The organism is Streptomyces sp. NPDC040589, assembly GCF_055594445.1.
This window is the reverse complement of the sequence record NZ_JBVIWP010000012.1, coordinates 64,349-77,262: the sequence shown is the minus strand read 5'-3', so window position 1 is coordinate 77,262 and position 12,914 is coordinate 64,349. Positions and strand designations below refer to the sequence as shown.

At 71.7% G+C, this 12,914-nt stretch carries 10 protein-coding genes and 1 tRNA gene; 5 read left to right on the top strand and 6 right to left on the bottom strand.

Annotation, left to right across the window (positions count from 1 at the left end):
* Positions 1–17: 17 nt before the first annotated feature.
* From ACZ58V_RS36600 to sbnA, 3 genes are all read right to left on the bottom strand, one after another.
* Positions 18–236 (bottom strand): MbtH family protein, encoded by a 219-nt coding sequence (locus tag ACZ58V_RS36600; protein WP_468192643.1) that lies wholly within the window; start codon positions 234–236, stop codon positions 18–20.
* A gap of 63 nt (positions 237–299) precedes the next feature.
* The gene (sbnB, locus tag ACZ58V_RS36595; RefSeq protein ID WP_468192645.1) at positions 300–1,289 is read right to left on the bottom strand and encodes a 2,3-diaminopropionate biosynthesis protein SbnB; all 990 of its coding nucleotides are present in this window, start codon (positions 1,287–1,289) and stop codon (positions 300–302) included.
* An 8-nt stretch (positions 1,290–1,297) separates the two neighbouring features.
* A complete protein-coding gene (gene sbnA, locus ACZ58V_RS36590; protein WP_468192646.1) occupies positions 1,298–2,281 on the bottom strand; it encodes a 2,3-diaminopropionate biosynthesis protein SbnA in 984 nt (327 codons plus the stop codon).
* Positions 2,282–2,479: 198 nt separating this feature from the next.
* Between sbnA and ACZ58V_RS36585 the strand changes: the two genes are divergently transcribed.
* The 5 genes from ACZ58V_RS36585 (at position 2,480) to ACZ58V_RS36565 (ending at position 9,613) form a co-directional block, all read left to right on the top strand.
* Positions 2,480–4,291: an acyl-CoA dehydrogenase family protein gene (locus ACZ58V_RS36585; protein ID WP_471295496.1), complete on the top strand. Its 1,812-nt coding sequence runs from the start codon at positions 2,480–2,482 to the stop codon at positions 4,289–4,291.
* A complete protein-coding gene (locus ACZ58V_RS36580; RefSeq protein ID WP_471295494.1) occupies positions 4,288–6,003 on the top strand; it encodes an acyl-CoA dehydrogenase in 1,716 nt (571 codons plus the stop codon). Before ACZ58V_RS36585 ends, ACZ58V_RS36580 begins: the two co-directional genes overlap by 4 nt.
* A 118-nt stretch (positions 6,004–6,121) precedes the next feature.
* Positions 6,122–6,412 carry an acyl carrier protein gene (locus ACZ58V_RS36575; RefSeq protein ID WP_468192651.1) on the top strand — a complete coding sequence of 97 codons (291 nt, stop codon included), beginning with the start codon at positions 6,122–6,124 and terminating at the stop codon, positions 6,410–6,412.
* On the top strand, positions 6,412–7,800 hold the full coding sequence (locus ACZ58V_RS36570; RefSeq protein ID WP_471295491.1) for a condensation domain-containing protein: 1,389 nt from the start codon (positions 6,412–6,414) through the stop codon (positions 7,798–7,800). The genes ACZ58V_RS36575 and ACZ58V_RS36570 overlap by 1 nt, the downstream gene beginning before the upstream one ends.
* Before the next feature lie 49 nt (positions 7,801–7,849).
* Entirely contained in the window at positions 7,850–9,613 is a 1,764-nt protein-coding gene (locus ACZ58V_RS36565; RefSeq protein ID WP_471295489.1) for a fatty acyl-AMP ligase, read from the top strand.
* A gap of 128 nt (positions 9,614–9,741) precedes the next feature.
* Here the strand turns inward: ACZ58V_RS36565 and ACZ58V_RS36560 are convergent.
* From ACZ58V_RS36560 to ACZ58V_RS36550, 3 genes are all read right to left on the bottom strand, one after another.
* Positions 9,742–9,818 (bottom strand) — tRNA-Thr (locus ACZ58V_RS36560).
* Between the two features lie 108 nt (positions 9,819–9,926).
* Positions 9,927–11,567 (bottom strand): alpha/beta hydrolase, encoded by a 1,641-nt coding sequence (locus tag ACZ58V_RS36555; RefSeq protein WP_471295487.1) that lies wholly within the window; start codon positions 11,565–11,567, stop codon positions 9,927–9,929.
* 116 nt (positions 11,568–11,683) lie between these two features.
* Positions 11,684–12,889 carry a DNA polymerase III subunit delta' gene (locus ACZ58V_RS36550; protein ID WP_471295485.1) on the bottom strand — a complete coding sequence of 402 codons (1,206 nt, stop codon included), beginning with the start codon at positions 12,887–12,889 and terminating at the stop codon, positions 11,684–11,686.
* Positions 12,890–12,914 lie beyond the last annotated feature (25 nt).

The window sequence follows — 12,914 nt, the reverse complement described above, 5'->3', positions numbered from 1 at the left end:
CGTTCAGGCGGTGGATTTCAGGCAGCGGTGGCCTGGGACTCCATGCGGCGGCGCAGGCTCAGCGGGCGCATGTCGGTCCACACCTCGTCGATGCGGGCGAGGCACTCCTCGCGGCTGCCCTGGGTGCCCTCGGCGTTCCACCCGGCGGGCAGTTCACGGCCGGCGGGCCAGATCGAGTACTGCTCCTCGGCGTTCAGGACGACGCGGTACTCGGGGGCGGCGGACTGCTGGGACATGGTTCTCCTCGTGTGGATGTACGGAAGGGGCTGGGAAAGGGCGGCGTACGGGCACGGGCCGGGTCAGGACAGGAAGTCCGTGATCTCCACACCGATGCCGAGCTCACGGGCGGTGGCGTGCACGTCGACGGCGAGGGCCAGGTCGAGGACCCCGAGACCGAACGGCGAATAGACGGTGACCTTGTCCGGGTCGGGCGTGAACGCGACCGACCCGTTGATGAGTTGGCCGATGGAGGCGTCGATGAAGGCGCGGCCGCCGGTGACCTGCTCGGTCAGGTGCAGCGAGGTGCGCTCGCGGCACACGTGGTCCGCGTCGTCGACGATGTTGTGCGCGCCGTTGATGGAGAGCGGGTCGATGTCGCGCAGCGAGACGTGCAGGACCACGGTGCCGGGTGCGGCGGGCGTGAGGTCCACGTGCGGCTCGCCCGCGTTGGTGGCGAACGAGACGAGGCGCTGCGCCTCCAGGGCGTCCTCGATGCTGTCGGCGAGGGTGACCTCGGCGTCCGGCAGGAGCTCATGGCAGCGGCGGGCGAACTCCTCGGCGCGCACACGCGAGGTGTCGAAGAGCGTGATCTCGCCGAGCGTGCCGATCGCGGCCCGGAGGTAGCGCAGGATCTCCAGGTTGATGACGCCACAGCCGATGAGGGAGACGCCCCGCGGACGCCGGCCCTCGGTGAGGATGTCGGCGGCGAGGGCGGCGCTCGCGGCGGTCCGCGCGGCCGAGATCAGTGAGGCTTCGAGCAACGCCTCGGGGTGTCCGGTGCGCAGCGAGTTGAGCACCATCACCGCACTGGCACGGGCGATTCCGGAGTGGATGTTCGCGGGGAACGAGGAAATCCACTTCAGCCCCGCTGCCGGATTCTCGCCGCCGCGGTAGGACGGGAGTCCGATGATGCGGTTCGCGGGCTCGTCGGGAAAGCGCAGGAATATCGAGTGCGGTACGGCCGTCGCACCCTTGTCATGCAGGGAGTAGGTCTGCCGGACCAGCTCGATGTGCTCCTTCTCCCTCCCACCCAGTAATTTCTCTACGTCTGCCTTGCGCAGTACGAGCATCGGGAGTTTCAGTCCTTCCACAGGTGCGACACTTCACCGAAGTGTTCGCGCACCCAGTCGTCGGAATAGATGGTGTCGAGATAGCGGTCCCCTCCGTCGGGGAATATCAGGGCGCTGACCGAGCCGGGCGGAATGCGCGGCAGCATCCGCTCCGCCGCGGCGAGCGTCGCCCCGGAGGAACCGCCGGCCAGGATCGCCTCGCGGACCACGAGGCGGCGGCAGGCCGCCACGCAGTCGAGATCGGAGACGTGAACGACCTCGTCGGCCGCGGCCGGGTCCATCAGGGCCGGGACGACGGAGGCACCGTGCCCCGGGATCAGCCGCCGGGTGGGCAGTTGGCCGAAGATGGCGCTGCCCTGGGCGTCGACCGCCACGATCTTGGTGCGCAGCCCCTCCTTGCGGAGGTGGTCGGCGCAGCCGCGCAGCGTGCCGAAGGTGCTGACGGAGCAGAAGAGGTAGTCGAGCCGCCCGTCGAGCTCCTCCACGATCTCCCGCATGGTCCGCTCGTGGGCCCGCGGGTTGGACAGGTTCGCGTACTGGTTCGGGGAGTAGGCGTGCGGGATGCTCGCCACGAGCTCCCGCACCCTGCGCAGCCGCACCGGCAGGAACTCGCCGGTCGCGGGGTCCCGCTCGTCGATCACCACCACCTCGGCCCCGTAGGCCCGCATGATGGCCAGGTTCTGCTCCGTGGTCTTGGCGTCGACCACGCAGATGAAGCGCAGATCGAAGTACCGGCAGATCTGGGCGAGCCCGACCGCCAGATTCCCCGAGCTCGATTCCACGACCACGGAACGCCCCGGCGTGATCTCGCCGTTGCGCAGCGCCTCAAGAAGCATGTTGAGGCCGCTTCGGTCCTTGATGCTGCCACCTGGGTTGAACCGCTCGATCTTGGCGAAGAATTGCGAGCGTTCTCCGGGGAACACTCTCTCCAGTTTCACCAGAGGTGTGTCGCCGATCGTCCCCAGAATCCCCGAATCAAGTGTTTTCGGCATGGATTCCCTCTCACCTGTTAGGCGTGCAGTGGAGACACTAGTTCGCCTTTGGAGGGAGGTAACGGGTTCAGCGCTGGCAGCCAGATGCAGGCGCAGGATCCTGACACCGGGATCCTGCGACAGCGCTCCTTCTGGTGGCCAAGACTGGGGTCATTCAGAAATCCCGGAGTGCTCACATTCTCAGATTCAGGTGGAGTCGTGACGGAACCTCAACTCGCACCCCCGCGGCGGTACGCGCCGTACGACCGGGCCGGCGGATTCGACCGCTCCCTCGGCCATCCCGCCCGCCGGGACCTGCCGTTCTTCGCGGCCCGGCTGCGTGAACTCGACGCCGCCGAGGCGTTCCCCACGGAGGCCGTGGCCCGGCTCGACGCGCTCGGCCTGCCCGCGCACTACGTGCCCGCCCGGCACGGCGGCGCCCTCCACGGCTACGAGGACCTGCTCCAGCTGGTACGGGTGGTGGCCCGGCGCGATCTGACCGTGGCGATCGCGCACACCAAGACGTATCTGGGCGCGGTGAGCACCTGGGTCGGCGGAACAGCGGAGCAGGCACGGGAGCTGGGCGCCCGCGTCACGTCCGGCGCCGTCGTCTCCTGGGGCCTGACCGAGCGCGCCCACGGCAGCGATCTGCTCTCCGGCGAGCTGACCGCCACCCCCGTGGCGGGCGGTTACCGGCTCGACGGCGAGAAGTGGCTGATCAACAACGCCACCCGCAGCGACCTGGTCTGTGTCCTCGCCCGGACCTCCCCGGCCGGCGGCACCCGTGGCTACAGCCTGCTGCTGGTCGACAAGGCCTCGCTCGCGGACGGCAGTCACACCTGTCTGCCGGCGGCGAAGACGCACGGAATCCGCGGCGCCGACATCAGCGGCATCGCCTTCGACGGCGCCGTCGTGCCCGCCTCCGCGCTGATCGGCGAGGAGGGCGAGGGCATCGAGACCGTCCTGCGCAGCCTGCAGATCACCCGCACGATCTGCGCCGCGCTCTCGCTCGGCGCCGGCGACCACGCGCTGCGCATCGCCACCGGGTTCGGCCTGGAGCACCGGCTGTACGGCAAGCGGCTGATCGACCTGCCGCAGGCACACCGCGCGCTCACCGAGGCCTATGCCGACCTGCTCGCCATGGAGGCCGTCACGCTGCTGGCCTCGCGGGGCGTGCACACCCTGACCGAGGAGATGAGCGTCTCGTCGGCCGCGGTGAAGTACCTGGTGCCCACCACGGCCGACGAACTGATCTCCGCCATGGGCCAGTTCCTCGGCGCCCGTTCCTTCCTCAGCGAGGACTACGCACACGGACTGTTCGCCAAACTGGAGCGCGACCACCGGATCGTCGGCATCTTCGACGGCAACACGCTGGTCAACCTGAACGCCCTGATCAACCAGTTCGCCGCCCTCGCCCGCGGCTACCGCGCGGGGCGCACCGACGCCGAGGGCCTGGCCGCCGCGGCCACGTTCGACGCGCGGATCCCCGACTTCGACCCGGCCCGGCTGCTGCTGACCTCCCGCACGGGCAACAGCGTCGCGGCGTCCTTGCCCCGGGCCGTCGTGGAACTGCGGGAGCTGGTGGCGTCCGGCGAGGCGCCCGAATCCCTGCTCACCGTCGCCGAGAAGCTGCTGCGCATCAGTGACACCACGCACGAGCAGATGGCCGCCCACCGGCCGAGCCCGCGTGACGTGCCCGCCGCGGCCTTCGACCTGGCGCACCGCTACACCCTGTGCTCCGCTGCCGCGGCCTGCCTCCAGGTGTGGCTGCGCAACCGGACCGGCGTCGCCGCCGACACCACCGCGACCGCGGGCCTGTGGCAGGACGGGCTGTGGGCCGAGGCCGCGCTCAGCCGCCTCGCCGAACGCCTGACGCCCGGAAGCATGCCCGAGGACGGCGCCGACGGCTCGGCGGTGCTCGACCGGCTGATGCCGATGCTCGTCGACCAGTACGACAGCGGCGAGATGTTCTCCCTGCTGCCCTTCCCGCTCGCCGAGGCGGCCGGCTCCCTCGCCGAGGAGGCGTCATGACCGACCCGAACTCCGTCCCCGGCGGCCCCGACGTTCTGGAGAAGGCGCTCGGCGACGCCCACGACCCGGACAACCCGCTGGGCTACGAAGCCGTCCTCGCCGCCGACGAGCGCGCCGAGATCCTGCCCGCCGGCGAAGCCGCGCTGGACGCCTACGGGTTCAACGCGGAGTACGTGCCCAGGCGGCTCGGCGGACGCCTGGGCCGGATCGACCGCCTGATGCGCATGATGCGTACCGTCTCCCGCCGCGACCCGACCCTGGCACTCGGCCACGGCTTCACCAACTACATCTCCGGGTCGGCGATGTGGACCGCGGGAAGCGACGTCCAGCAGAAGCGGATGGCGGACATCCTGCTGTCCGGCGGCAAGACCGCGGCGGGCTACAACGAGTTGCCGCACGGCAACGACTTCACCCGCACCGACCTCACCGCGACATCCTCGGCCGACGGCGGCCACTACAGGATCGACGGCCGCAAGCGGATCGTGAACAACCTGGGCCGGGCCGACGCCGTCGTCCTGCTCGCCCGCACGGGCGCGGGCCCCGGCAACCGCAGCCACTCCCACCTGTGGGTGGACCTCACGCAAGCACCGGCCGACCGGTTGCGCAGGGACTACCGCTTCCCCACGGTCGGGCTGCGGGGCTGTCTCATCGGCGGCGCCGACTTCACCGGCCTCGAAGTCCCAGCGGACGCCCCCGTCGGCCCGGTCGGCAGCGCGATGGAGACCGTCCTGCGCGCCTTCCAGACCACCCGTGCCGTACTCCCCGGCATGATGGTCGGCACCGCCGACACCCAGCTGCGCACCGTCACCCGCTTCGCACTCGACCGCACCCTGTACGGACGCAGCGTCGCCGACCTGCCGCATGCCAGGGCCACCCTCGTCGGCGCCTTCCTCGACCTGCTCGCCGGTGACTGCATGGCGACCGTGGCGTGCCGCGCCCTGCACGTCCTGCCCGGCCAGACCAGCGTGATCACCGCGGTCAACAAGTACGTGGTCCCCAAGGTCCTGCACCGGTCCTCGCAGACGCTGGGCACCCTGCTCGGCGCCAACTCGTACTGGCGCGACGGCCGCTACGGCATCTTCCAGAAGTTCTTCCGCGACCTGCCGGCCATCACCTTCGCGCACGCCAACGCAGCCGTCTGCCAGGCCACGACGCTGCCGCAGCTGCCCCGCCTCGCCGCCACCAGCTGGGGTACCGCCGAGGTGCCGCCCGCCGCGCTCTTCGACCTGTCGGCGCCGCTCGACGACATCGACTACCAGGCCCTGGAACTCACCTCGCGCGGCGCCGACCAGCTCACCGCGCTGCTCCACGACCACTCCGGCGGCCCGGCGCCGTCCCCCGCGGCCGCCCGGATCGCCGCCCTGCTGCGCGCCGACCTCGACGACCTCGGCCGCCGCTGCCGTCAGCTGCCGCCGAGCGAGCACTCGGTGGTCGCGGGCCGCTCCGGCTTCGCCCTGGCCGAACGGTACGCGCAGCTGTCGATGGCCGCCGCGTGCATCGGCGTGTGGCAGCACAACCAGAACGGCGTCGACCCGTTCCTGCGCGACGACGCCTGGCTGACCGGCGCCCTCGCCCGGATCGCCGCCCGCCTCGGCCACGACGTGGGCGCCCTGCCCGACGCGGTGGAGCGGCGCCTGTTCGCCGAACTGACCGCAAGGGAGGAAGACCGTGCCGGTTTCGACCTCGACCGTTCGCGGCTCGCGCGCGCCTGACCACGCACCCGGCCGCGCCGAACGCCCCGGTCCCGCTCACCCCGACCCCTGTCCGTATCCGGACCAGAAGCCCTACCCCACCGATTTCCACACCCTTCACATCACCAGGAGCCTTCTCATGGCCACACCCGCCGCCACCCCCGGAACCACCGGCGCCGAGACCACCGGTGCCGAGGCGATCCGGACCTGGCTGACCGAGCGCGTCGCCTACTTCCTCGACGTCCGGCCGCAGGACATCGCCGCCGACGACCTGCTCGTCGAGATCGGTCTCGACTCCGTGTACGCCCTGACGCTGTGCGGCGACGTGGAGGACGAGTTCGGCATCCTCGTCGAGGCCACCCTCGCGTGGGACCACCCCACGATCGACGCGATCACCGCCCACATCCACTCCGAACTCGCCGCTCGCTGATGGAACGGGAGCGAGCCCTCTCCATCGGGCAGGAAGCGCTCTGGTTCCTGTACCGGATGGCGCCCGACAGCCCCGCCTACAACGTCCAGGCCGCCCTGCGGGTCCGCGGCGCGCTCGACGAGGTGCGGCTGCGGCGCGCCCTGCGCGCGGTCGTGGACCGGCACGACGTGCTGCGTTCCACGTTCACCGAGACCGCGGCAGGCCCGCGGCGCGTGATCGGCCACCCGGACCTGGTCCAGCTCCAGGTCCGGGAGGCCCCCGGGGTCACCGACACCGGCCTGCTGGAAAAGCACGTCAAGGCGTTCGGCGACACCCCCTTCGACCTCACCGGCGAAGGAACGTGCCGTGCCCTCCTGCTGCGCGTCGCACCCGACGACCACGTGATCGTCGTCAGCACCCACCACATCGTCACCGACGCCACCTCCCAGTGGCTGCTGCTCCAGGACCTGCTCGACGCCTACGCGACGGACACCGCACCGCCGCCCCTGGCCCGCGGCTACGACGACTACGTACAGGGCGAACAGGAACTGCTCGCGGGGCCGCGACGCGAACGACTTCTCGCCTTCTGGCAGGAGTTCTGCGCGAACGCCACCGCCGGCGAACTCCCCGCCGACCGGCCGCGGTCCCCGCGCCCGCCGGCCGTCTTCAACGGCGCCACCTGCGAGGCCCGGATCCCCGACGAGCTCGTGCCCCGCCTGCGCGAGGCGGCCAAGCGGGCGAGGGTGACCCCGTTCGCGCTGACCCTCGGCGTGTTCCAGGCCCTGGTGCACCGCTACAGCGGACACCGCGACTTCCTCGTCGGCTGCCCGACGACCACCCGCAGCGGCCCCGGCATGCGCGAGGTCGTCGGCTACCTCGTCAACACCCTCGTCCTGCCCGCCCACTTCACCGACACGACCACGTTCGGGCAGGCCGCGCAGACGGCCCAGCGCCAGGTGATGCGGGCCATGAAGCACATCGGCCACCCGTACGCCCTGCTCGCCGGCGAGGAGCCGTACAGCAGCCGGAACCCGCCCGTGCGGATGGTGTTCACCATGGTCGCGCCCGGCCGCCTCGAACCCCTTCTGATGCAGGTCACCGAGGCCGCTGCCCGCGGCACGGACACCGAGTACGCCGGCCTGCGCATCGAACTGATCGAGGTACCGCAGCTGGAGGGCCAGTTCGACATCAACGTGGAGATGCGGCAGACCACCTCCTCGCTGACCGCCGTGTTCCGCTACGCCACCGACCTGTTCGACGAATCCACCGTCCGCCGGCTCCTCGACTCCTATGTGCGGTTGCTCGCCGAGGCGATCGACGACCCGGACGCCCCGGTGGCCGGCGCGGCCCTGGTCGAGGCGGACGACCTGGACGACCTGCTGGCCCTGGGCGAGGCCACCGACTGGTGACCGGACCCGCCCACCCACACCCGCTTCCTGCTACCCCCCGGGGGATCCCATGCTCACGGACGAACACACACTTCCGCAGGCCCGCAGTGCCACGGCCCGCATCCGTACGAACGCCCATGTCACCCCGGACGACCCGGCCGTCATCTTCGTCCGTGACCCCGACTCGCCCGACGGGGACGAGACCTGGTCGTACGCCAGACTCGACCACGAGGCCCGCAAGATAGCCTGCTGGCTCCAGGAGAGGTACGCGCCCGGCGACCGGGTGCTGCTCCTGTATCCGGAGAGCCTGCAGTTCGCCGCCGCGTTCGTCGGCTGCCTCTACGCGGGCATGGTCGCCGTCCCGTCCTCGCTGCCCGGCCAGTACAGCCACCAGCGCCGCCGCGTGGACTCCATCGCCGAGAACGCGGCCGTCGCCGTCGTCCTCACCAGCGAGGCCGTCGCGGCGAACGTCCTGGACTGGGCGGCGTCCGACCCGGGCCGGGAGATCACCTGCGCCATCACCGACGGCCCCGGCTTCACCGCCGCGCACGCCGAGGCCTGGCAGGTGCCCGACATCGACCAGAACACCCTGGCCCTGCTCCAGTACACGTCCGGCTCCACCTCCGACCCGAAGGGAGTGATGGTCCACCACGGCAACCTGCTGCATAACTCGGCGGCCCTCAGCTCCGCGTTCGGACTCGACCGCACCACCCGTTTCGGCTCGTGGATCCCGCAGTACCACGACATGGGACTGCTCGCGATCCTGCTGCCCCCGCTGCTGCTCGGCGGCTCCTGCGTCCTGATGAGCCCGACGACCTTCCTGAAGCGACCGCACCGGTGGCTGCGGATGATCGACAAGTACCAGGTCAACTGGTCGGCCGCGCCCAACTTCGCGTACGAACTGTGCGCACGCCAGATCACCGACGAGCAGCTCGCCGAACTCGACCTGTCCTGCTGGCGCTTCGCGGCCAACGGGTCGGAGCCCGTGCAGGCCTCCACCCTCACCGCGTTCGCCAAGCGCTTCGCCCCGGCCGGCTTCCGCAGCGACACCATGGCGCCCTGCTACGGCATGGCGGAGGCGACCGTGTTCATCTCGGGCACCGGGCCGCGCGAACTGGCCGTCACCCGCGTCGACGAAGCCCTCCTGGAACAGCACGAGTTCCGTCCGGTCGCCGAGGACCGGCCCGGCCGTGACGTCGTCAGCTGCGGCAGGGCCGAGGAGTACACGGTACGGATCGTCGACCCGGCCACCCGCGAGGTGCTGCCCGCGGGCCGGGTCGGCGAGATCTGGCTGCGCGGGCCCAGCGTCGCGCAGGGCTACTGGGACCGCGAGGACGCCACCGCCGAGGCGTTCGGCGTCAGCACCCTCGACGGCGACACCGGATACGTCCGCACCGGCGACCTGGGCACGCTCCACGACGGCGAGATCTACGTCACCGGCCGTCTCAAGGAGATGCTGATCCTGCGCGGCCGCAACATCTACCCGCAGGACGTGGAGCACGGCCTGCGGCACCTGCACCCTGAGCTGGTGGGACTGTTCGGTGCCGCGTTCGCCGTCCCGGTGGCCGGCGCCGACGGCGTCACCGAGGAGCAGCTCGTCGTCGTGCACGAGGTGCGCGGCTCGGTCGGCGCCGACGAACTCCCCCGCCTCGCCGCCCGGATCAGGGGCGGCATCGCCCGTGACTTCAGCGTCCGGCCGGCGGCGGTGGCCCTGGTCAGGCGCGGGGCGGTGCTGCGCACCACCAGCGGCAAGATCCAGCGCGCCGCGATGCGCGCGCAGTACCTGGACGGCCTCATGGAGAGCCGTCACCTGGACGGCCCGCCGGCCGCGTAGCCCGAGAGCACGGACACGAAGAGAGGGCGCCGCGCCTCGCGGCAAGGCGCCCTCTCCCACAGCTCCCGACACCACGGCCCGAACAACAGAAAACCCCAGGTCACGTGCAATGCGACCTGGGGTTCCAGTGGAGCCGCCTTCGGGATTCGAACCCGAGACCTACGCATTACGAGTGCGTTGCTCTGGCCATCTGAGCTAAGGCGGCGCGCTGTCCGCACTATGGTGCGATCAGCAACGACGGTAAGTCTACACAGTTTCGAAGGGTGCTCCGTACCGGCCCCGGAGGCGGGCCCTCCGGGGCCGGGGGCCGCGGTTATGAGCAGCGCTTTCCGTCCTCGGGAGGGGTGCCGCGGAGGAGGTAGGCGTTGATCGTGCGGTCGATGCAGGCGCTGCCGCGGCCGTAGGCCGTGTGGCCGTCGCCCTCGTAGGTGAGGAGGCGGGCCGAGGAGAGCTGGCCGGCCAGGGCCTGCGCCCACCGGTACGGGGTCGCCGGGTCGCGGGTGGTGCCGACGACCACGATGGGGGCGGCACCCTTCGCCTCGATGCGGCGCGGCTCGCCCGTGGCGTGCACCGGCCAGTACGCGCAGTTCAGCGAGGCCCAGGCGAGGCCCTCGCCGAAGACGGGGGACGCCTTCTCGAAGTCCGGGAGCGCCCTGCGCACCTGGTCGGGGGTGTCGAAGGCGGGCGGCAGGTCCAGGCAGTTCACAGCCGCGTTGGCGAACATCAGGTTGCTGTAGGCGCCGTCGGCGTCACGCTCGTAGTAGCCGTCGGACAGGACGAGGAGTCCGGCGCCGTCGTCCTCCTTCATCGCGGACGTCAGGGCCTCACGCAGCTGCGGCCAGGCGCCCTCGTCGTACATGGCCGCGATCACACCGGTCGTGGCGAGCGACTCGGTGAGGCGGCGGCCGTCGGGGTCGCCGGTGGGGACGGGCTGGTCGTCCAGCTCCTCGAAGAACGCCTTCAGGTTCTTGCCCACCCGCTCGGGCGAGGTGCCCGCGCCGCCCAGCGGGCAGTCGGTCCGCCGCACGCAGTCCCGCGCGAACGACCGGAACGCGGTGTCGAAGCCCGCCGTCTGCTCCAGGTTCAGCCGACGTGCGGGCAGGGAGGGGTCCATCGCGCCGTCCAGCACCAGCCGGCCCGCCCGGTCCGGGAAGAGCCCGGCGTACGTCGCCCCGAGAAACGTCCCGTAGGAGGCGCCGACGTAGTTCAGCTTCTTGTCGCCGAGCGCCGCCCGCACGATGTCCATGTCCCGGGCCGCCTCCACGGTGGACACGTGGCGCAGCAACCTGGGCGCGTCCGCGCCACAGCCCTCGGCGAACGTCCGGTACGCCGCGACCAGCCCGTCCCCCTCCTTCCCGTCGTCGGGTGTGATGTCCGTCTGCGTGTACGTGTCCATGTCCGGCCCGTCCAGGCACTCGACCGGCTCGCTGCGGGCGACGCCGCGCGGGTCGACCGCCACCATGTCGTAGCGGGCGCGGACCTCGGCCGGATAGCCGATGGCGGCGTACGACTCCATGTAGCCGATCGCCGAACCGCCCGGCCCACCGGGGTTCACGAGCAGCGAGCCCAGCCGCTCGCCCGTGGCCTTCTTGCGGGCGACGGCGAGCCGGACGTCACCAGCGGACGGCTCGGCGTAGTCCAGCGGCGCCTTGATGGTGGCGCACTCGAAGCCGGGGACGCCGCAGCCGCGCCAGGCCGGCTTCTGCGCGTAGTACGACGTGAGCGCCGCGGGGACGGACTTCGGCAGCGCGGCCAGCGCCGCCGGCTCCGCCGCCGCCGAGGCCGCGGACGTCGTCGGGCTCCCCGAGGAGCAGGCGGAGACGAGCAGCGCGGCCGTGGCGAGGAGGCCGACAGCGGTCCTGGCTCCGCCACGGGCCTTGCGGTGGGCCCCGCCGGAGCCCGCGCGGCGGGGAGCGGGGGTGGAGGCGGAGCGGGGGGTACGCCTTGTGTGCATCCAGCGAGCGTAACTCTGCGCGACGAAATGAGTGCCGTGCGTGCGTGTCGTGCCTCGTACGAGTTACAACGTCAATCCCAGGTCCGGTCCCTCGCGTCCCCCGGCCGCACCGGGTGTCAGCCCGCTCTGAGCGCCATCGTCATCGCCTCGACCGCGAGCAGCGGCGCCACGTTGCGGTCGAGCGCGTCGCGGCAGCCGGCGATCGCCTCGATGCGGCGGAGCGTGGACTCCGGGGAGCTGCCGCGGGCCAGGCGCTCCAGGGCCTCCTCGGCGTCCGCGTTGGCGATGGCCACGCGGGAGCCGAGCTGGAGGGCGAGGACGTCGCGGTAGAAGGCCGTGAGGTCGGTCAGGGCGAGGTCGAGGCTGTCGCGCTGCGTGCGCGTTCTGCGGCGCTTCTGCTTGTCCTCCAGGTCCTTCATCACACCGGCCGTGCCGCGCGGCATCCGGCCGCCCTGGGCCGCGCCGAGAGCGGCCTTCAGCTCCTCGGTCTCCTTGGTGTCCATCTCCTCGGCGAGCTGCTTGGCGTCCTCGGCGGCCGCGTCGACCAGTTCCTGGGCGGCCTTGAGCGCGCCGCCGACCTCCTCCACACGCAGCGGCATCCTCAGCACGGCGGCACGGCGTTCGCGTGCGGCCGGGTCGGTGGCCAGGCGGCGGGCCCGGTCGACGTGGCCCTGGGTCGCACGGGCCGCAGCGGCGGCGGCGCTCGGCTCGATGCCCTCGCGTCGTACGAGCATGTCGGCGACGGCGTCGACCGACGGCGTGCTCAGGTTCAGGTGGCGGCAGCGGGAGCGGATGGTCGGCAGGACGTCCTCGATGGAGGGGGCGCACAGCAGCCAGACCGTGCGGGGGGCGGGCTCCTCCACGGCCTTGAGGACGGCGTTGGCCGACTTCTCGTTCAGCCGCTCGGCGTCCTCGACGAGGATGATCTGCCAGCGGCCGGTCGCCGGCGAGGTGAACGACTTGCGGACGGTGTCGCGCATGTCGTCGGCGAGGATCTGCGAGCCGACCGCGGCCACGGTGGTGACGTCGGCGTGGGTGCCCACCAGTGCCGTGTGACATCCGTCGCAGAAGCCGCAGCCCGGGGAGCCGCCGAGGGCCCGGTCGGGGCTGACGCACTGCAGCGCCGCCGCGAAGGCCCGCGCCGCCTGATTCCGCCCGGCTCCGGGCGGGCCGGTGAACAGCCACGCGTGGGTCATCTTCGACGCCTCGGGCGGAGGGGTGTCGGCCGCGGCAGCGGTGACCAGGGCGTCGGCGTCCCTGGCGGCAGCGTCCAGCTGCGCGCTCACCCTCTCCTGCCCGACGAGGTCGTCCCACACGGTCATGGGTCACGCCGCCCTTCCGTCACGT